The sequence below is a fragment of the Thermoactinomyces sp. DSM 45892 genome (assembly GCF_900107305.1).
GTDB lineage: Bacteria > Bacillota > Bacilli > Thermoactinomycetales > Thermoactinomycetaceae > Baia.
In genome coordinates, this window is record NZ_FNPL01000014.1 from 49,905 (window position 1) to 71,083 (window position 21,179).

Below are 21,179 nucleotides of genomic sequence, written 5' to 3' on the forward strand. Positions count from 1 at the left end.
CATAGATGGATCATTTACCTACTGGCTGGCTTTCCCTCGCCAACGGAAAGCCTCATACATTTTTCCCTCACCCATCATTTCATAACTCCCTGCAAGAGCGAAAAACGCTGCCGATCTCATTGGATGGAGAATCAGAAGTAGATCTTCCGATCAACCTTAATCCACCTCATAACTTACATCAGGTTGTTCCGACTCGATTACGTAAAAAAGAAGACGGAAAAATAGTAACAGGACCGTTTATTGCAATCCTCAGTTCCGATAATCGATATCCATTCTCTGGGAATCACTATAACTTCCGCGATATTATTAAAATGGGAAAAAAAATGGGGGTCACTGTCTATGTAACCACCCCCAAATACCTCTCACAATCAGGAGATGTTGTAAAAGGGTATCTACTCGATAGTAAATCAAAGCGAATCAAGTGGATCCCGTCTCTACTCCCACGACCAAATGTGATCTACAACCGCATTCCAAGCCGAAAAGCAGAAAAACAAATGAGTGTTCAAGCTGTTTTACAGAAGATTAAACATTCATCCACTCCTATTTTTAATCCTCACTACTTCGATAAATGGACTCTACACAAACAGCTCTCCTCAGATGAAAACTGTGCCAAATTCCTTCCCATTACGATGCGAATGGATCAAGAATCTGTCTTACAAACACTCCTAACCTCTCACCATTCCATCATGCTAAAACCCATTGAAGGCAAAGCTGGCATCGGAATGATGAAAATTACAAATAAACCAGCTGGATATGAATGTATCATCCAAACTCTACGAGAGAAAAAACGTTACAATCTAGCTACTATATCGGACGTATGGCGTATGATTTCTCCATATACACAGCGTCGTGCTTACATCGCCCAACAGTATATCCCTCTGGCTCAATATGGAAATTGTCCATTTGATGTTCGGATGCTATTCCAAAAAAACATGACTGGAGAATGGGGACTTACGGGAATTGGAGTTCGGGTAGCAGGAGCGAAAGCGATCACTACACATGTTCCGATGGGCGGCCGAATTGAAAGTGCCGTAAAAGTGTTCACATCCATATTTGGCGATCAAGAAGCAAAAAAACTTCGTGATAAACTAGAAAGAATCGGTATCACGATTGCCAAAACCATTGAAAAGAAACAAGGATATCCATTAGGTGAGATGTCAATGGATATCGGACTCGAAAAAAGTGGTCGTCCGTGGTTTTTCGAAGCGAATGCGAAACCTATGAAGTTTGATGAGCCCAATATTCGCGAGAAATCTCTGCGTAGATTGATTCAATATAGTCTCTATCTAAGTGAGAAAGCAAAAAAGAATCAGGAGATAAAAGTATGAGAATAAGAACGCTTTCATCCGAAGAAGTAGAGCGCGCTAAAGGTCCTCTCATCACTTTTTTAAAAAAATATAGCGATGGCCGGATCACGGCAAAGGGAATTAGGTGGTTTCGGCAATTATCACTTAACGAAGTAGAAGATGGGAACTGGGTGACAGTTACATGGAAAGAAAACAAGATAGTAGGCACGATGATTATCGGAGATTATGGACGAAAAGAAGCGATGGTTGTCGTACATCCAGAGTTCCGAAAACATGGAGTTGCAGAAACCATGCTCAACCAAGCATTACAACAATTGGGCAAGGTTTATACGAGAGTAGCATGTGACAATATTCCGAGTTTAAAACTTTGCTTTTCATGTGGATTAAAAGCATTTCATCTCGTTAAAGGTCCTACAGGAAAGCCCACTTTATGGCTAGGCGGGGGAAACTTTGTAAAAGAAGAAATCGTACAATCAGAACCAGTCGGTTAAACAAAAAGAAAACCATTTATCCTAAATCCAATCGGATCAGTCGGATAAATGGTTTTACTATGCCAACCTTTTTATAACATTAACTCACTATTACTTAATCATTCTCTTCGCAAATAGGTATGTGCTCATCCAGTTGCTTAGTTTGTCATAACGCACTCCACCTGGACCATAAGTATGAAGAATCTTACCATCTCCAGCATACATTGCTACGTGTGCAATTTGACCATTTGAAGACTTTGTCTTAAAGAAGATCAAGTCGCCTTTACGAAGTTGGTCTTTGGATACAGAAGTTCCTTGGGTAGCTTGTTGACGAGAACTACGCAGAAGCTTAATCCCATTTTGACCAAAGATGTATTGTTGGAACGAAGAGCAGTCAAAGGTTCTAGTTTGACCAGATTTTGCTCCAAATTGATAAGGTGTCCCTAAGTACTTATTACCTGTTGCAATAATTTTATCTGCAAGTTGAGATCCTTGTGAAGATTCGTTATTTGTAGAACCTGTATTACCGCCATTTGATGGCTTATTTGTATCCGTTGATGGTTTCGTTTCGTTCGTTGTAGGGTTACTCTTAAGTACACGTTTTGCACCGATATATGAGGCTGCCAACCATTTGGTGCTTAGACTATCATAACGAACTCCGCCCTGACCGTATGTGTGAAGAATTTTATTGTTACCTGCATAAATTCCAACGTGACCTACTCTACCCTTTCCAGACTTACTCGATGAGAAGAATAGAAGATCTCCTACTTGCAAGTTTGACTTCGAAACAGGCGTTCCGACTGATGCGTATTGACTTGCAGAAGTTCTTGGAAGCTTAATCCCGTATTGTCCAAACACGTACTGTGTAAACGTTGAACAATCAAATACTTTCGTCTGGCCAGATGGTGCTCCATATTTGTAAGGAGTCCCCAGGTATTTTTCCCCGGTAGCAATAATCTTGTCAGCGAGAGTCACTGTAGATTGTCCACTCGTTACGGATGTACCTTTTTTGGCATCCGAGCTTGTACTCGCGAGAGCACTCGTTGTGTGGGTTGGGAACAGTGTAGCTAAACCTAAAGCAGAAACAGCAGTAGCAGTAACGGCAACTTTCTTGAAAGCTTTTACGTTAAGCATCAAATCCTCCTCAGGATATAAAATTTTATTCTTCGGTAAGGTTGTCCCCTCCGAAGTGATACCATCGTAACATAAATCAAATCTTGATTAAGATGTAAAATTTACCACAATAAGTAAAATGACTTAATATGTACACAAAAAAACTTCTTTCTCACAAAAATAAACCTCTTTTTTTAGTTCTTTTTGATACATTTGTGACGAATCTGGGCACAAGTGAATATACCTAGAAACATAAGTGTTTTTATGGATGGAAAGGAGCCTTGCCTAATGAAAAATCGTAAGCGTAAATCGGGTTCTGTCAAGCGTACTCTATTCCCAAATATTGCCTTTGACGGAAACGAGCCTATCATTGAACCCCACTACCCACCACCATCAGAAGAGCAAAGATTAGTTACCCTAGATTTATCGAATAAAAAATCTTCTAATTGGCGGCCGCTAAAAGAAAAAAAACATACAAATAATGAACCTTCCTCCGAAGAAAAACCAGACCTAAGTGACTATGACCTTTCACAAGAACTCTCTCTCCCTACTGGTCAATCTAAATCAGAAGATTTACCTAAACCAATTCATACCTGCAAATCAGAAGAATTACCTAAACCAATTCATACCCGCAAGCCTAAGATCATTCCATCTCCTCCAGGAACCACCAGATTATCTATAAAAGATCAAATTCAAATCCATAGCTCTAAAGAACCTTACTTATACACAAACGATCTAACCGATGGGATTATCACAACAGAAAAAATCGCCAACCAAGCTGTAAACGCATCCAAAATCAGAAGAGGTGCCATCCACAGAGAACATCTCATCAATGAGTTAATCGATGAATTTAAAATTGCCTCTGAGGCTATTACATCGTCTAAAATTGCTCCTAAATCCATTCGCCAAGAGCATTTAGCAGAAGAAATGATCACAGGAGACCATATTAAAAAAGAAACCATTACCACCAAACATGTGCAACCACGTTCCATTCAGTCAAACTTATTAGCAGATCGCTCTATTGACTCGTCCAAAATTCAAGAGTATGCCATTCTCGCACAACATATCGCACCTGGACATATTGAGGGAGAGCATATTTCGGAGCAAGCCATCTCGTCAGAACAAATTAAAAATGGCTCTATCTCAACCGTTCATCTAACCAATCAAGCGGTCAATCATGCCAAGCTTGCCCATTCCTCCGTATCCGCTGAAAAGATCCAATCCAATGCCGTCCACAATTCCCATATCCAAGAAGGTGCCATCACGGGAAATAAAATATCGGATCATTCCATATCTACAAATCACTTAACCCATCAACTCATCCATGAACAACATCTACACAATCAAGCGGTCACAGCAGAAAAAATCGCGGATCTATCCATTCAACCAGAACATCTCGTGGATCACAGCATTCAAACACGCCATCTCTCCTATCAAGCTATCCACACTCCACATATTGCAAATCAGGCCATTACCCATGATTTGATCGCTCCAGAATCGATTGATGAAGGCATGATTCAAGACAAATGTATTCAACATTACCATCTCTCTCCGAACATCATCCACGAAGAGCACCTTACATCGGAGATTATTGGAAAAAATCATATCCAGCCACAATCCATCATGGAACAACACATCCGCAATCAATCCATCTCTGGAGCCAAATTAATTGACCTTTCCATTACAGCCTCAAAATTATCTCCTGAGTCCATATCCACTTCTAAGCTAATCAATTTATCCGTCACAACAGAAAAAATTGCCGATAAGGCGATTAATGGGGAGAAAATCGTTGACAAATCAATTCGCGGAGAACATATCATTCCTTCCTCCATTCAATCCTCACATATTCATGAATCAGCGGTTAACGCAAAATCAATCGCACATAAAGCTATTCAAGCAGAACATATCGATCACGCGGCCATCCGTGAAGATCATATCGCTCCTCACACCATTGGCATCAAACATATGCAAGAAAACTCGATTACAGAAAAGATCATCGCCCCTAAGTCCATTGGCACAGATCACATACAAGAGAAAACCATCTCCGAAGAACTCATTGCTCCCGATTCGATCCACACGTATCATATTCAAGATGAAGCCATCACAGATAAACTAATCGCTCCCGACTCTGTTGGCACAAGTCATATGAAAAAAGAGGCTATTACGGAAGAGCTAATCGCTCCTAAAACCGTGGGCACAAGTCACATACAAAAAGGAGCCATTACGGAAGAGCTCATTGCTCCTAATTCTATCTACACCCATCACATTCAGATGGAATCCATCTCCGAAGAACTGATCGCTCCAGAATCGATTCGCACAAATCATATGAAAGACGAAGCTATCACAGAAAAGCTGATCGCTCCTGATTCCATCAGCACTCGTCATATTCAAGAAGAGGCTATTACAGATAAGCTAATCGCTCCTTATGCCATTCACACAGAACACATGCAAGAAGAGACCATCACAGATAAACTGATTGCTCCTGACTCCATCGACACTAAACATATGAAAAAAGAGTCCATTACCGAAGAGCTGATTGCTCCTGATTCCATCGGCACCTATCATATTCAACACGGAGCGATTACCGAAAGCCATATCGCCCAACACTCCATCCAATCTTCGCATCTAGCTGAAGAATCGATCACAGAGGATTCCCTTTCTAATAGAAGCATCTCATCTAGACACGTCCAACCAGACTCCATTCAATCCTCACATATCACAAACTACTCGATTATAACCGAAAAAATCGCACCTCATGCCATTCAATCCTTACATCTCAAAGACTTCTCCATCAATGAAAATCACGTTCAACCCGGAGCCATTCAATATAGCCATCTCTCTCCACAATTAAAAGAACAAATCGAGCCTTCTGTTTTCTCAGGAATCTGTCCGTTCACACTAGATAAAAACCAAAAGAGCATCCAAATTCACATTCCATTTTCGGTAGCAGATGATTACATTGTGGTAGCCATGACTGATCAGCCATCTTGTTTTGCAAGTTTGGATCAAAAAAGTTCACACACATTCACACTCAGGGTGCAACACGTAGGAACCAAATCGTCCACATCTATCTCCGGTTATATTTCATGGATCGCTACTGTTCCCACCCACGCATCTACTCATGATGCTACTGAGGATTTATTAAGAGAAGTAGTGGAAATATCCTCCACATCCCATATCCAAGAAAATAAACCTAAATCAGGGAAAAATTCTACCAACACAAAAAAATCTCCTAAATCTCAAAAAGTAGATCCCTCTGATAAAGTTACTACAGAAAAGATTGCCCCTTCTAATAAAAAAGATATCTCGCAGGAAGCAGACCCCTCTGATGAAATCATGACAGCAGAAATCACTTCTTCTAATAAAGGAGATACCTCGCAGGAAACAGACTCCTCTGATGAAATCATGACAGCAGAAATCACTTCTTCTAATAAAGGAGATACCTCGCAGGAAGCAGGCTCCTCTGATGAAATCATGACAGCAGAAATCACTTCTTCTAATAAAAAAGATCGTTCAACCAAGTCGAAGTGGGATTAGATCTACCATTTTAAAGACCAAAGCAGTTTCGTAATGATCGAAACTACTTCGGTCTTTTTCTCATCAAAGAGACAGGGCCATGTAGAGTATATCCTGCATGGCCCTGTCTTTTTATCACACATATCGCCGAATCACTTTTTTCCCATTAAAACTAAAAATCACATTCCGCTTCTCTACAATCGTCTCCATATGAACCGCCTTACCCCAAATCGCATAGACATGAGGTAATGTTTTTTCTAGATACTTTACATCTAATTCTACTCCCTCAAATCGATGAGCGAGTAATAACTCCCCACTACTCTGATAATCCCCATCTTTCACTAAAATAACAGGACTCCCTCCATTAATCCGGCTTGCAACTAGCTGTTCACGCACGTTTTCCCACGCAGTATCCGTAACAATCCATTCGTTCCCTTTCTTCTCGTATACATATAAGTCCAAGTCCTCCACTAATTTCTTCGTTAGATAGTTCCGGATAAAAGAAAGATCTGAATCAAATTCTCTCACTTCAAAGATTTTCTTACGTCCACTCCCTGGAACTCTTCTATATAAATCTTGCTCTTCTCTCGTCGGATAATCCCATCTCTGTTCAATATCCTCAAACATCTTCAGTCCCAAATAGTACGGATTCAGCGAAGTCGAAGAAGGCTGAATCACGGAGGCATTTAGCTTCGCAAATTCGATCGTCTCTGCCTCATTCAGATCTAACTCTCTCATAATCCGGATATGCCAGTAGGAAGCCCATCCTTCGTTCATCACTTTGGTTTCAATCTGTGGCCAGAAGTACAGCATCTCTTCCCGCATGATGGTTAAGATATCCTGCTGCCACTCCGTCAGGCCCGGACTATGACTCATAAGGAATAATAGAAGATCTTTTTGTGGATGCTCAGGAAATGTCTTTTTCAATGGTTCATTGGTGGAAGGTTTTGCTGGTAACTTAGGAGAGTCTAAATTCCATAAATCATCATAAGGAGTCGTCTTACTAGTAGGTGGATTTGCTTTAGAAGGGGATGGCTTTCGTTCCGATTTCCATAACGCGGGGTCAATATGCTCTTGAATCGCTAAGACATGATCGATAAAAGTCTCCACTTCCTCTTTGCCATACCGCAACTCATACTCACGAATTCGATCGGAGCTAGCAGACATCCGCTCCATCATATCTCTCGATGTATTACCAAAGCGAGCGTTATTCTTGAAAAAGTCACTATGCGCGAGGACATGCGCTACAATCAGTTTATTTTGAAGCAAGCTGTTTCCTTTTAATAAGAAGGCATAGCATGGATTTGTATTAATCACCAATTCATAGATCTTACTTAGATTAAAGTCATACTGCATCTTCATCTTGTGATACATCTTGCCGAAGCTCCAGTGAGAAAAACGGGTCGGCATCCCATACGCCCCAAATGTATATAGAATGTCAGCCGGACAAATCTCATATCTCATCGGAAAGAAATCAAGTCCAAATCCTTCTGCGATTTCCGTTATCTCCGCAATTGCCTTTTCAAGAGCTTTTTTTTCATGAGTCATCAGCAATCGATCCCTTTCCATGTAGGTTTTATACCGCTCATATCAGGTCCATCGATCCTATCAACACACATCACTATCTTTCTAAATATTATAACAAAAATAGAACAGTCTTGACATACAGTGCTAATCTCTTTCTTACCAAAAAGTTAACATTGACATCGAAATAGACGAGGAGTATAATTTCCGTGTCGTATAGACAATTTTATATTTTGTCTCTATTAGGTGAGGCTCCTATACGGAGAGACGCTACTGCCCAGCAATGTCGAGAGACGCCAATGGGTCAACAGGAAAGATCGGAGAGAAGGTCTTTCTTAATGTAGCTGGTCATGAAGACCTATGCCGTATAGTGCCAAAGCTCAAATGAGGGGGACAACTAGGGATTCGTTCTATTTGCTATTGCTATTTTCACAGCATTTTTAGGACCCATCTCTCTTAAAAACCCTCATCAAATGGATTGAGAGTTTTTTTTATTCTATGCCTTTTGTGAGGAGGGGAACTATATGGACTACAACTTCATACAAAATCGAATTCAAACCGTACTTGACACTAGCCCGAATTCAACTGAGTTATTAGAGATAATCCAACCACTACAGCCATACGATATCTCGCAAGTTATCAGTCATCTAGAGGGGCCAGAGCAACTGAAACTGATTCCAAGCCTACCTATACCGATGGCCGCAGAATCAATCGAATACCTAGAACCCGAGGTGCAGTACAACATTCTTCAGCATCTCGACAACTCCATTTCTTCCTTATTATTGAAACAAATGTCTAGTGATGCAGTCGTAGATACATTGCTTGCAATCCATCCGTACCAAGCGGAACGCCTCTTACGCCTGTTATCAGAAGAATACCGTCTACAAATTAATAAACTGATGTCTTACCCAGAATATACAGCCGGAAGTCTCATGACCGTTGACTATATCTCCGCTAGGGCATACTGGAGCTGTGATCGCACCCTAGAGCATATTCGAAAGGTAGGACATGAAGCGGAAATCGTTTCTTATATCTATGTGACCAATGTTCGGGGTGAATTAGTAGGAGTCGCCTCCTTAAAAGAAATCATTTTAGCTAGCCGAGACACTACCATCGGAGCCATCGCAACAGCTGAGCTCATTTCTGCACCCGCTGAGATGGAGCAAGAAGAAGTAGCGAAAATCTTATCCCGCTATGATTTATATGCACTACCCGTCGTGGATACCCAAAAACGTCTCGTTGGCATTATCACACACGATGATGTAGTAGATGTATTAGAAGAAGAAGCGACAGAAGACTTCCAAAAACTCGGAGGTAGTCAGCCACTAGAAGAGCCTTATTTCAAAGCAACTGTCTGGAATCTCTATAGCAAACGGATTATATGGCTACTCATTTTATTTGCAGGAGGAGCCTACACATCAACTGTGATCGAATCCTACCAATCCGCTCTAAATCAAGTCGTAGCTCTCTCCTTCTTTATCCCGCTCCTCACAGGGACAGGTGGGAACACAGGCTCACAGATCGTCACGACTCTCGTCCGAGCGCTCGGAGTAGGAGAAGTCCACTTTTCAGATGTGTTTCGCGTGATTCGGAAAGAGTTAATCACAGGATCCCTCATAGGAGTCTCTCTTGGAATCATCGCATTAGCCCGATCATGGATGATGGGCGTAGATATCAATGTGACCTATGTCGTTGCAGTCTCTGCCTTATGTATCGTACTTTGGTCATCACTGGTATCCTCATTTTTACCACTCATGCTTCATCGTCTCAAAATCGATCCCGCCGTCGTATCAGGTCCACTCATCACGACACTAGTAGATGGAACAGGACTTATCATCTACTTCACAATGGCTCAGATCATTTTGCATATCTAACTCCCACTAATTATTTTTAAAAACGCATAGGAGTGATCTTATGGACAGTTCCAGTCCTAGGTTGCGATCTAAAATGGATACCAGAAAACAAATGGAGAACTAACTAGTTGAGAATCATCTCATTCTAAACTGGTGGTTCTCCATTTGTATTTATAAAAAGCGATATTTATTAATTATAATTTTTTAAATTAATTTATTTTTTCACCTAATAAAAATTGGTGGTGAATTCCCAACCTTTTGCGTGTATGATATAGCTATAGTTACAACATTAAAGAGGAGGCTTACCTTTTGAAACGTAATTTTCTTACTATTCTCACTGTGTTTGGACTTGTTACCACCACTGCTGTCGGCTGTAATACCGACGCTGGAGGTAATAACACCATCAAAATCGCAACACAAAGCCCGCTTTCCGGAAGTAGCTCCACCTTAGGGGAAGCGATTAAATTGGGAGCTCAGCTAGCACTGGAAGAAAACCAGGAAAAGTTCAAGAAACTGGGCTTTACTCTGCAGCTTGTTCCTTTTGATGATCAAGGAGATCCAAAAGTAGGTGTATCCAACGCACAAAAGTTAGCAGCTGACCAAAATATCCTCGGGATTGTAGGACACTTAAACTCAGGCGTGGCCATCCCTGCCTCATCCACTTATGAAAACAATTCCATTGCGATGGTTTCACCAGCTAACACAGCTGTTGAATTAACTGAACAAGGGAAAAAGTCAGTAAACAGAATCGTGGCACGTGATGATTTCCAAGGGCCTGCCGCTTTTGGATTTGCAACAGACAATCTCAAAGCAAAAAATATTTTCATTATTCAAGATAAATCAGCCTATGGACAAGGCCTTGCTGAAAACTTCAAAAAAGTAGCCGAGCAGAAACAGGCAAAAATCGTCGCTTATGAAGGAATTACATTAGGCGAGCAGGACTTTAGCGGTGTTTTGAACCAAGTAGTAGCTAAAAAACCAGATCTCATCTACTTCGGTGGACTTTATGGAGAAGGCGGATTACTTGTTAAACAAGCCCGTGAAAAAGGGCTTAATATCCCCGTCATGGGTGGGGACGGTTTCGATAGTTCTGATATGGTCAAAATTGCTGGCAAAGGGGTAAAAAATACCTTTTACACCTCGGTAGCAGCTGACATCTCCAATACCCCAGAGGGACAAAATTTCGTAAAAAAATACCAAGCAAAATTTGGTGACAAGAAATCGGTTCAATCTTTCTCCTACTATGGATATGACAGTATGGGCGTGATCCTCAAGGGCCTCGAAGACTGCATCACGAAAAATGGAAACAAAAAACCAACTCGTGAGCAGGTTAGAGATGCGATCCGCGCAGTCCAAGACTATCAAGGAATCGCAACCAAAGTAGGCTTTGATGCGAAAGGCGATAACAAATACGCAAAAGTATTCGTCTTCCAATTTGAAGACAAATATCCAGGAAAACAGGTTGGAGCTATAGAGAAACAGTAGTCCTTTTTTCGATGAGGTGAAGGATCACACCTTCATCTCTTTTTTACAAAAAAACTTATAAAACTATACGTTCTAGAAAGGAATTGACCCTTATGCAAGAGATCCTCTCCACACTACCTCAGGTACTCTTGGACGGTCTGACCCTCGGTGCCATTTATGCAGTTGTTGCTCTTGGATATACCATGGTATATGGAATCTTGGAACTCATCAACTTTGCACACGGTGAGATTTTTATGGCGGGAGCCTTCATCGGAACTGCCCTCTTATTTGGCTTTGTAGACATTGGTCTTGCTCTGAACTGGGTAACCTTAATACTTGTTCTCATTTTTGCTTCTTTCTTAACCGGTGTAATCGGTGTCGGGATTGAACGCGTCGCTTATCGACCCCTTCGAACAGCTCCCAAACTCATTCCTTTGATCTCAGCTGTCGGAATCTCCTTTATCCTTCAAGATATCGTCCGATTCATCGCAGAGTACAAAACAGGGAACTACATTGTGACAGGACAAACCATCTTTGAAAACAAAATTGCGATCCCTGCATTTTCGGTAGGTGGATATGAAGTTCATGCATCCGCTGTCAAATCAAACACCTTGATTGTAATCGGAATTGCAGTTCTCATCATGATTGTACTTGATATCTTCGTAAACCGTACCAAGTGGGGAATCGCCATGCGTGCCGTCGCTCAAGATCGCGCTACAGCAGCCCTAATGGGAATCAATGTAAATAAAGTGATCTCACTCACCTTTTTTATTGGCTCGGCGATCGGTGGAGCAACAGGCGTTCTCTATGCTCAGCAGTATGCTACCATTAACCCTTTTATCGGCTTCATCCTAGGATTAAAAGCGTTTACCGCTGCTGTTTTAGGAGGAATTGGGAATATCCGTGGAGCCATGTTTGGTGGACTTTTAATTGGATTATTAGAAGTGTTTGCGGCCGCTAACTTAGGAATTCTGACTGGTGGAGCCCTAGGCGCTGAGTATAAGGACGTATTTGCATTTATCATTCTCATACTAGTCCTCATTTTTAAACCTGCAGGCCTCTTTGGTCAAGCAGTAAAAGAGAAAGTGTAGGTGAAAATCATGAAAAAATTAACTTCTCTCTTCTTAAACAGCCGTACTTTTCAGTCGGTTCTCATTCTTCTCATTGTCATGTGTACCAGTACCAGTCTCTATCTGATGGATAAATCAGTCACATCCTTTTTACTCTTACTTTTCTCTTTCTTACTTTTGTACTACACCACCTTTTCCAACTGGATTAAATGGGGCGCTGGTGCCCTAATCGCCTTTGCCGTTATCCCCGTTGCCGCTTCTGGAGGGCCTTCCCAGCAAGTTTATATGGAAGTCGCCGTCATGGCTGGAATCTATATTGCTATGGCACTGGGGTTAAATATCGTAGTTGGCTTTGCGGGTTTACTCGATTTAGGATTTGTTGCCTTTTTCGCACTCGGTGCTTATGTGTACGGAATTTTCGCCTCACCACAAGCACAAGCACTCTTTTCAGGCTCCACCATCTTTCCATTAGGAGGCGAATCGTTCTGGCTTTTTATTATCGTAGGAGCACTGGTGGCGGCGTTATTTGGAATTATCTTAGGTGTTCCCGTTTTGCGGGTAAAAGGAGATTATCTGGCCATTGTTACCTTAGGGTTTGGTGAGATCATCCGCATTGTATTTAATAACTTGGATAAGCCCGTCAATATTACCAACGGAGCACTCGGAATTTCCGGTATCCCCCAACCCAAACTATTTGGCTTCACGTTTACACAAGCCTCTCACATCTACTTCTTGGTTTTGATTGTCTTAGGATTCGTCATCTACGCCGTTCGACGTTTTGAAGACTCTAAGTTAGGACGATCGTGGAAAGCCATACGCGAAGACGAGATTGCTTCCCAAGCGATGGGTATTCCCCTCGTAAAAACCAAGTTATGGGCCTTTGCTCTCGGTGCTTCTTTTTCCGGCATGATGGGTGTTCTCTTTGCCGCAAAAAATCAATTCGTCGATCCTACCAGTTTCACCCTATTAGAGTCTATCACTATCTTAGTGATGGTCATCTTAGGCGGAATGGGAAGCGTACCTGGCGTCATCTTAGGTGCCGCGATCATCTCCATTCTCAATCTGCAAATTTTAACTGAGATCACCCTATTTCTCACCCAAAACCTGCACGTACCTGAGGTATTCTCTCCAGCTAAGATGCAACGTCTATTATTCGGGCTCGTCCTCGTCGGGATCGCCATCTTCCGACCCCAAGGTCTCATCCCTGCCAAAAACAAAACATACAAAATCGCCGATCTCAAAGCAAAGCTCACACAGAAAAAAGGGAAATCCAAGGAAACTACTACTTCCATCTAAATACTTGGAGGAATCAATCATGTCGATGTTAACAGCCACTAGTATTACCAAACGCTTCGGCGGTCTCACTGCTGTCAAAGATGTATCCATCAACTTTGAAAAAGGATCGATCACGGCCGTCATTGGACCCAACGGAGCAGGTAAAACGACATTTTTTAATATGATCACAGGAATCTATTCCCCAGACGACGGAGAGATCCATCTCGATCAAAAATCGATCACGGGCCTCAAGCCTAACCTCATTGCTGAAAAAGGGATTGCACGCACATTTCAAAACATCCGTTTATTTAAAGAGATGAGTGTCCTCGAAAACGTAATGGTCGGCATGCATATCCACCTAAAAGCCCGCTTCCTTGGTACACTATTTTCAACCCCTAAAGTTCGTGCCGAGGAAGAACAAGCCCGCTATGAAGCATATTCTCTTCTCGAATACGTCGGACTAGCCGATTGGGTAAACTATCAAGCAAAAAATCTACCCTACGGAGCACAACGCAAATTAGAAATTGCTCGAGCATTAGCTACCCATCCCAAAGTCCTGCTTCTTGATGAACCTGCCGCTGGAATGAACCCAAAGGAAACCAATGAATTAACAGATCTCATTTTACAAATCAGAGATGATAAACAAATCACGATCATCCTCATCGAACATGATATGAAACTCGTAATGAGAATCTCGGAGCACATCTATGTGCTAGATCACGGTCAACTCATCGCACAAGGTTTACCCGAAGAGATCCGAAACAACCCTAACGTAATCGAAGCTTACCTTGGGAAAAGTGCACTTTCAGTATAGAAAAAACAGAAAGGAGACCCTTATGAGTCTACTTCAACTACAATCCATTCGTTCCTTTTATGGACAAATAGAGGCATTACACGATATATCCCTCCATGTACTACAAGGAGAAATTGTCACCCTGATTGGCTCTAATGGTGCTGGTAAATCAACTACCCTTAAAGCAATCTGTGGACAAGTCAAAACAACCGGAACTATTTTATTTGAAGGAAATGAAATCCAAAGCCTACCACCCCACAACATCGCCGAACTAGGAATCGCTCATGTTCCCGAAGGACGACGAATCTTTCCCGGGCTCACGGTAAAGGAAAACTTAGAGATGGGAGCCTTCCAAGTAAAAGATAAAAAGAAAATAACAGAGCGGATGGAACGAGTTTTCCAATACTTCCCGAAGATAAAAGAACGGCTCGCTCAAAAAGGCGGAACGATGAGTGGGGGCGAACAACAAATGCTTGCTATCGGACGAGGACTCATGATGAACCCTAAAATCCTCCTACTCGATGAACCCTCCATGGGCCTTGCTCCTGTCGTCGTCGAACAAATTTTTGAGATCATCCAAAAACTAAATCAAACTGGGATGACCATCCTCCTAGTCGAACAAAATGCCTACCAAGCCCTACAAATCGCCGATCGCGGCTACGTCATTCAAACAGGCTCCATCGCCCTACAAGACCATGCTGATGCGCTACTCGGAAATGAACAAATCCGAGAGGCATACCTCGCTTAAAAACACTCAACGTAAAAACTAGACTCTACATAGGGTCTAGTTTTTACGTTGAGTGTTACATCCTTCTTCATATACTGAGATAGTCTTACTTTGGTTTGATTTGAATCATATACTCGGATTGCTTTGGATCAGGAGTAATTTTAAGGATACGAGTGTGCTCATCCCAATCTATACTAGAATGTTTACTCGTATCGTTCTCAACAAGCTCCCAGCCTCGGGGATAATCCTCAAGTGGTATAAAAACATCTGTTGATCCTGTGACCCGTTCTTTTTTCTTCCATTTAACGCTTAAGACCCGTTTTGTCATATCGTAGTGCCAGTTGATCGGTTCCCCGGCGATCGCACGAGGATATGGTCTAGACAGGTGAGAAGCCAGTTCATTTAGGTTCCCATCCTCATCATAAGGCCCCCAACTACCGGGATCGCTTGACCAGTAAGCCCAGCTTCCACCCAGTTGATCAATCATGGCCAAGACATCATCCACATAATCCATCGCACCTGGGCTTGTGATATTTAAACCAAACTCTCCCACCACGAAAGGAGTACGGAACTTAGCTATTTCGTCCTGACGAGAGTTTTTCCAATTATTCACGGCAAATCGTACTAACTCCTTCGTAACCCCACTATATCCTCCCCCTATTTCTAGTGAAAGCGGGTACAGATGTGGGGCATAAACCAACCTTGATTCTCCTCCTCTAGGATCTTGAAGAGACGGTAGCGTTGTAGTCAGACCTTGGTTGGGACCAAATGCTTGCGGTTCAAAGAAGATCCACCGCTTCTTATCTATCTGACGAATCCCATTGATTACTCTTTCGTACATCGGCTTTAACTCAAGAGGCTCAAAAAAGGGCCATATCACTCTTCCGCCATAAGGTTCGTTCATGAGATCATATCCAATGACAGCAGGATGATCTTTAAAACGATTTGCTACATGCTTCCATGCTTTTACATAATGATCTTCTAATTCTGGATGTTTGTTCGTAACATTCCAAAAATGATCAAAAGCACGAATCACACCTGGCTGTAGATAAGTTAAAGCCCAAGGCGTTTGATATTCCACAGGTAATCCATCTGTATAAGTAGCCCAGGCAGGAGCTCCGTTCCCAGAGGTGGCTGGTCCATACAAATCCTGGTGCATATCTAATAATACAAACATACCTTGATCTTGATACCATTTCACTCGCTCGGCAACACGATCTAGGTATTGTTCATTATATACACCCGGTTTCGGCTCAATATGGCTCCAAAAAATTAAGAAACGAACAAAGTTAAAACCTAGCACTTTCGCTTCTCGTTCTACATCCTTTTGCTTCACCCAAGGCATGCCATCGACTGCATCTTTTGAACTACTAGCTGTATTTAAACCATGAAGGATTAAGGCTCTCCCTTGCTCATCTGTGATATAACGCATTTGATTCGATTGTGCTAGGACAGGATCAACTTGGATAAAAAACACCGCTACTACCAACACCCAAATACTTAGGTAAACAGAAATCCTTTTTAACCTCAGTCTACCCTTTTTTGACTTCATCTTTTAAACACCACTCTTTCTTCCATTATCTAATTTTTCAACATATTACAACATCTATCATTCTATTTATAGATATCTTTCTTATTCTCCTCCCACCCACGTACATTTCGATCATTATTTGGTGTTTCTTTTAGGTATAACGGAATCTAGTAGTTAAAAAACAATAGTTTTTATTTACTTTCATTATGTAAGTGACTTATGATTAAAGTTGTAACACTATATTCTATTTTATTAGGAGGTTGACCTTTTGGAAGGGGTCATAAGTAACTCACTGTATTTGTTATTCGCTTTATTCCTCGTTTTCCTCAACGGATTCTTCGTTGCTGCTGAATTTGCTATTGTGAAAGTTCGAAGCACTCGAATTGCTCAAGTAGGCCATCGACGAGGTAGACTTGCACAAAAGGTGCTTGCTAACCTAGATGCATATTTATCCGCAACACAACTAGGCATTACCCTCGCTTCACTTGGGCTTGGTTGGGTAGCCGAGCCAGCCATTGCTAGGCTTCTGAAGCCCATACTCGTACTTTTCCAAACACCCGAATGGCTCATTCACACGATCTCTGTGGCGATCGGTTTCCTAATCGTGACCTTCTTACACATTGTAGTAGGTGAGATGGCACCGAAGACATTAGCGATTCGTCAAGCTGAAAAAGTTACCCTATGGATCGCTCCGCCGCTACACTTGTTTTACTCTATCTTTCGGCCGTTTATTTTTGTCCTCAACGGTTCCGCCAACTGGCTCTTACGCGCATGCGGTATCGAGATGAATGATCATCACTCTGCCCACACGGAAGAAGAGATTCGCTTGGTTCTTCAGCAGAGCCATAAAAGCGGTTATATCGATAAAACAGAGATGCAACTTTTTGATAATGTATTTGATTTTACCGAGCGGATTGCTCGTGAAGTGATGATCTCCCGAACCCAGATGACTTGTATCTACTCGGAAGATGATTTCGCTACAAATTTAGATATTATTGTCAACTCGACACATACTCGATTTCCGATCTGTGCACAAGACAAAGACCAGATTATCGGGGTTATCCATATACGAGATGTATTTGAAGCACTAGCTAAAGGGAAACAACCCACGTTAAAAGATTTATCTAGGCCCGTCTCATTTGTCCCAGAGACAATGGAAATTAAAGATGTTATGTTTACCTTACAAAAAAACCGCGTTGGGATGGCCATCGTTGTCGATGAATTTGGGGGTACATCAGGGATTATCACATTAGAGGACATCATGGAAGAGATTTTTGGCGAGATTCAAGATGAATTTGACCAAGAGTTACCCCTATTCCGTAGTACGGGTTCGCATACATCCATTGATGCGCGCTTGCTATTAGAGGATGTAAATAGGCATTTTAAACTAACATTAGTAGACGAAGATAATGATACAATCGGCGGATGGCTTTTCTCTCAACTACAAGCCATTCCGAACACAGGAGATTCGTATGATGCCTTCGGATATACATTTGAAGTAGAAGCGATTGAAAATCGTAGAATCTCGCGTATTGTGGTAAAAAAGTCACCTGCTAGCACATAATCGTTAATTTGAATCATGCATAGAAGCCCTTCAGCTACTCTCTGGGGGGCTTTTTATATGAATAAGGACTGAATATACCCAGCCCTTATTTTCCGCTCAGCATAGCCGCTCCTAGGATCGCACCTCTCTCCAGTAATAGAGCCGGAACAATTTCAAACGTACCTTTATAAACAAGCATTGTTTCTTTCTCTACTTGTTGGCGTAGCAAGTTAAAAAATCGTGCACCTGCTTTCGAGACACCCCCACCGACTACAATGCGCTCCGGATTGAAGATATGGATGTAGTTCGCAAAGCCAATTCCTAAATAGCGAATTACTTTTTCTATAATCTCATCTGCGGTGGAATCCCCCGATTCCCAAGCTTGAAATACATCTTCAGAGCGTACCTCTCGATTTTGCTCATTGGCATACTGGAAGAAAAGAGCTTGCGGATTCGCCTCTTTAGCCCAGCGAGCGATAGCTGTTCCCGAAGCGACGGCCTCTAGGCAACCTGTTCGCCCGCATCCACATGCAAAGCCTTCAGGATCAACAACCATATGACCCAGCTCACCAGCAAAGCCCTGCTTGCCCTGGATCGTCTGTCCATTTAGAACGATCCCACCACCTATGCCCGTACTGATGGTAACGAAGATGAGTGAGTCAGCACCCTTACCTGATCCAAAATGATACTCTCCCCAAGTAGCCGCATTGGCATCGTTGTCGGCTTGGACTGAAACTCCAAACTCTTTCGCCAATCTTTCGGCAAGCGGAAATCCATCCAGACTCGGAATATTAGACAAGGTTAAGATCGTTCCAGTGTGGGGATCTGTTAGTCCAGGGACAGCTACCCCAATCCCATGAATAGGCTCCCCACCACCTGCACGCATAATCACTTGCTTAATCCGCCCATACACACTTTCAGCCCCTTCTCGGGAACGGGTTTCCATACGAGTCTCATTTGTAATATGTCCACTCTCATCAACACACGCCGCAGCTATCTTAGTCCCACCTAAATCCACACCAATATAGCGTTTCATCCATCATCACCCAAATTCTATATATTGATAAGAAAAAACCAGCATCCACAAATGTAAGTGCTGGTTTCCTCTATGTACTCCAAATTAAGCGTTAACTTCGTCTTTTAACTGCTTACCTGGTTTAAATGCTGGTACTTTTGTAGCTGGAATTTCGATTTCTTCTCCAGTTTGCGGATTGCGGCCTTTACGAGCTGCACGATCGCGCACTTCAAAGTTACCAAAGCCAATCAGTTGAACCTTCTCACCCGTCGCTAGAGCTTCTGTAATCGCATTCAATGTAGCATCTACAGCAAGACCTGCATCTTTTTTCGTCAGCTGAGCAACTTCAGCAACTTTATTGATCAATTCGGTTTTGTTCAAACTTAACCCTCCTAACAATCAAGGACAGCCTTAACTTATAAGGCATTTCTCCTATCATACCTATATTAGCTAGATTTGTTCAGCCATTCAAGATTTATTTTTAAATAAATATAGGAGAAAGACGCCAAGCATTACAAATATCGCTAATGCAACAAACGTTAACTTCAGTAACTTCCCGATCACGAGGAAGAAGAAGATCGCCAGTCCGACTACATACCATCTACGTTTTCCCATATGATCCTCCACCATAAAAAAGTGATTTCAACCGGTTTAGCGTGTCCTTTCTGTTAACAAGGATGAAAAAAACTTGTAACACGATGGTTTTTTCGGAATAATAGATATGTACCTTCCCCTTTAACGATGCTAATTTTATTATAAGATAGATGATAAGCCATCCGATTTCAGAAAAAGGTGATGCCGATGGAAGGAAGGCTACTAGCTGGGCGATATCAAATACATCATATCCTCGGCACTGGTGGGATGGCAACTGTATACAAAGCCTATGACAAGGTTCAAGATCGCCCTGTTGCGATCAAGATTATGAATCAACGTCTTATTTATGATCACGAGTATGTCAGACGCTTTGTATGGGAAGCACAAGCCACTGGCCGATTGTCCCATCCAAACATTGTAAATTTGTATGATGCCGGGCAAGAAGGTCCTCTCTACTACATGGTGATGGAATATGTAGAAGGACAAGCACTACGGCAACTAATCCAGTCCAAGAAACGATTAAGCGCAAAAGAAGCTATGCAAATCGCGATTCAAATTTGTAGCGGCCTTCAACATGCACACAACCATGGCATCATTCACCGCGATATCAAGCCACATAATATCATGTGCTCACCCGGAGGACGATATAAAGTGGCTGACTTTGGAATTGCGCGCCTACTACGCAACACGAATAATCTCACCAAGACCGGAACGATCATGGGCTCTATCCACTATTTCTCTCCTGAACAGGCACGAGGTCATGTAATCGGATTCCCTTCTGATCTATATTCACTTGGTATTGTTATGTATGAGATGGTCACAGGTAAGGTCCCGTTCCACGCTGAGGAGGATATTGCAATTGTGTTAAAGCATATCCAAACCCCCGTACCAGACCCCCGCAAGATCAATCCAGACATTCCAGCTGAGTTTACTCAAGTGCTGCGCAAATCGATGGAAAAAGATCCTAAAAAGCGTTTTCAAACAGCTGAAGAAATGAAGAAAGCACTTCAATCAGCTCTGCACGCTACATCCAAAGAGAAAAAACCGACTAGCAGAAGATCAGAGAGCCTTACCAAGACAAGGTCAAACTCAAAAGCCTTCTCAACCTCAAATGTAGATCGATCTCGCTCCCATGCTCAGGCTCAGCAGAGAACGAAATTAGAACTGAGAAGAAAACGAACAGATGAAGCGACTAAGAAAAAATGGATCTATCTCATCAGTGCCATTGCTATCATGATCCTATTTGGGATCCTATTGCATTCATGCCTAAATAGTAATAGCCAAGAAAGCAACCAATCAATCGAACAAACAAAAACAAACTCCGTTCACTAGAGTTTGTTTTTGTTTCTGTACGATGTCCTAAGCCAACAAAAAACAGAAACGA

General features: G+C 42.1%; 17 protein-coding genes and 1 riboswitch. Of the genes, 11 read left to right on the forward strand and 6 right to left on the reverse strand.

Features of this window, described 5'->3' with window-relative positions; genetic code table 11:
• Nucleotides 1–5 precede the first annotated feature (5 nt).
• Nucleotides 6–1,328: a YheC/YheD family endospore coat-associated protein gene (locus BLU58_RS12085; RefSeq protein WP_093292471.1), complete on the forward strand. Its 1,323-nt coding sequence runs from the start codon at nt 6–8 to the stop codon at nt 1,326–1,328.
• A complete protein-coding gene (locus BLU58_RS12090; protein ID WP_093292472.1) occupies nt 1,325–1,798 on the forward strand; it encodes a GNAT family N-acetyltransferase in 474 nt (157 codons plus the stop codon). Before BLU58_RS12085 ends, BLU58_RS12090 begins: the two co-directional genes overlap by 4 nt.
• A 90-nt stretch (nt 1,799–1,888) precedes the next feature.
• On the opposite strand, the gene BLU58_RS16945 is transcribed toward BLU58_RS12090, so the two are convergent.
• The gene (locus tag BLU58_RS16945) at nt 1,889–2,911 is read right to left on the reverse strand and encodes a C40 family peptidase (RefSeq protein ID WP_093292473.1); all 1,023 of its coding nucleotides are present in this window, start codon (nt 2,909–2,911) and stop codon (nt 1,889–1,891) included.
• Between the two features lie 267 nt (nt 2,912–3,178).
• On the opposite strand from BLU58_RS16945, the gene BLU58_RS12100 reads away from it, so the two are divergent.
• Nucleotides 3,179–6,427, forward strand: a complete 3,249-nt coding sequence (locus tag BLU58_RS12100; protein WP_176786649.1) for a WIAG-tail domain — start codon at nt 3,179–3,181, stop codon at nt 6,425–6,427.
• A gap of 114 nt (nt 6,428–6,541) precedes the next feature.
• On the opposite strand, the gene BLU58_RS12105 is transcribed toward BLU58_RS12100, so the two are convergent.
• A complete protein-coding gene (locus tag BLU58_RS12105) occupies nt 6,542–7,957 on the reverse strand; it encodes a SpoVR family protein (RefSeq protein ID WP_093292519.1) in 1,416 nt (471 codons plus the stop codon).
• Between the two features lie 204 nt (nt 7,958–8,161).
• A riboswitch (M-box (ykoK) riboswitch) is annotated at nt 8,162–8,329 on the forward strand.
• 125 nt (nt 8,330–8,454) lie between these two features.
• On the opposite strand from BLU58_RS12105, the gene mgtE reads away from it, so the two are divergent.
• The 6 genes from mgtE to BLU58_RS12135 all read left to right on the forward strand — a co-directional run bounded on the left by mgtE (nt 8,455) and on the right by BLU58_RS12135 (nt 15,133).
• Complete coding sequence (gene mgtE / locus BLU58_RS12110; RefSeq protein ID WP_093292475.1) at nt 8,455–9,804, forward strand: magnesium transporter; 1,350 nt, start codon at nt 8,455–8,457, stop codon at nt 9,802–9,804.
• Nucleotides 9,805–10,092: 288 nt separating this feature from the next.
• Nucleotides 10,093–11,268: a branched-chain amino acid ABC transporter substrate-binding protein gene (locus BLU58_RS12115; protein ID WP_255404696.1), complete on the forward strand. Its 1,176-nt coding sequence runs from the start codon at nt 10,093–10,095 to the stop codon at nt 11,266–11,268.
• Between the two features lie 92 nt (nt 11,269–11,360).
• The gene (locus tag BLU58_RS12120; protein WP_093292477.1) at nt 11,361–12,338 is read left to right on the forward strand and encodes a branched-chain amino acid ABC transporter permease; all 978 of its coding nucleotides are present in this window, start codon (nt 11,361–11,363) and stop codon (nt 12,336–12,338) included.
• A gap of 9 nt (nt 12,339–12,347) precedes the next feature.
• Nucleotides 12,348–13,613: a branched-chain amino acid ABC transporter permease gene (locus BLU58_RS12125; RefSeq protein ID WP_093292520.1), complete on the forward strand. Its 1,266-nt coding sequence runs from the start codon at nt 12,348–12,350 to the stop codon at nt 13,611–13,613.
• Between the two features lie 19 nt (nt 13,614–13,632).
• Nucleotides 13,633–14,406 carry an ABC transporter ATP-binding protein gene (locus BLU58_RS12130; protein WP_093292478.1) on the forward strand — a complete coding sequence of 258 codons (774 nt, stop codon included), beginning with the start codon at nt 13,633–13,635 and terminating at the stop codon, nt 14,404–14,406.
• Between the two features lie 22 nt (nt 14,407–14,428).
• Nucleotides 14,429–15,133: an ABC transporter ATP-binding protein gene (locus BLU58_RS12135; RefSeq protein WP_093292479.1), complete on the forward strand. Its 705-nt coding sequence runs from the start codon at nt 14,429–14,431 to the stop codon at nt 15,131–15,133.
• Nucleotides 15,134–15,218: 85 nt separating this feature from the next.
• On the opposite strand, the gene BLU58_RS12140 is transcribed toward BLU58_RS12135, so the two are convergent.
• Complete coding sequence (locus BLU58_RS12140) at nt 15,219–16,664, reverse strand: cellulase family glycosylhydrolase (RefSeq protein WP_093292480.1); 1,446 nt, start codon at nt 16,662–16,664, stop codon at nt 15,219–15,221.
• A 247-nt stretch (nt 16,665–16,911) separates the two neighbouring features.
• Between BLU58_RS12140 and BLU58_RS12145 the strand changes: the two genes are divergently transcribed.
• A complete protein-coding gene (locus BLU58_RS12145; protein ID WP_255404697.1) occupies nt 16,912–18,207 on the forward strand; it encodes a hemolysin family protein in 1,296 nt (431 codons plus the stop codon).
• An 85-nt stretch (nt 18,208–18,292) separates the two neighbouring features.
• Here the strand turns inward: BLU58_RS12145 and BLU58_RS12150 are convergent, their stop codons facing one another.
• The 3 genes from BLU58_RS12150 to BLU58_RS16500 all read right to left on the reverse strand — a co-directional run bounded on the left by BLU58_RS12150 (nt 18,293) and on the right by BLU58_RS16500 (nt 19,816).
• A complete protein-coding gene (locus tag BLU58_RS12150) occupies nt 18,293–19,222 on the reverse strand; it encodes an ROK family protein (RefSeq protein ID WP_093292481.1) in 930 nt (309 codons plus the stop codon).
• Between the two features lie 84 nt (nt 19,223–19,306).
• A complete protein-coding gene (locus BLU58_RS12155; protein WP_093292482.1) occupies nt 19,307–19,582 on the reverse strand; it encodes an HU family DNA-binding protein in 276 nt (91 codons plus the stop codon).
• 87 nt (nt 19,583–19,669) lie between these two features.
• Complete coding sequence (locus tag BLU58_RS16500) at nt 19,670–19,816, reverse strand: hypothetical protein (RefSeq protein WP_176786651.1); 147 nt, start codon at nt 19,814–19,816, stop codon at nt 19,670–19,672.
• Nucleotides 19,817–20,002: 186 nt separating this feature from the next.
• Between BLU58_RS16500 and BLU58_RS12160 the strand changes: the two genes are divergently transcribed.
• Entirely contained in the window at nt 20,003–21,127 is a 1,125-nt protein-coding gene (locus BLU58_RS12160; protein ID WP_176786652.1) for a protein kinase domain-containing protein, read from the forward strand.
• The last annotated feature ends 52 nt before the right edge of the window (nt 21,128–21,179 follow it).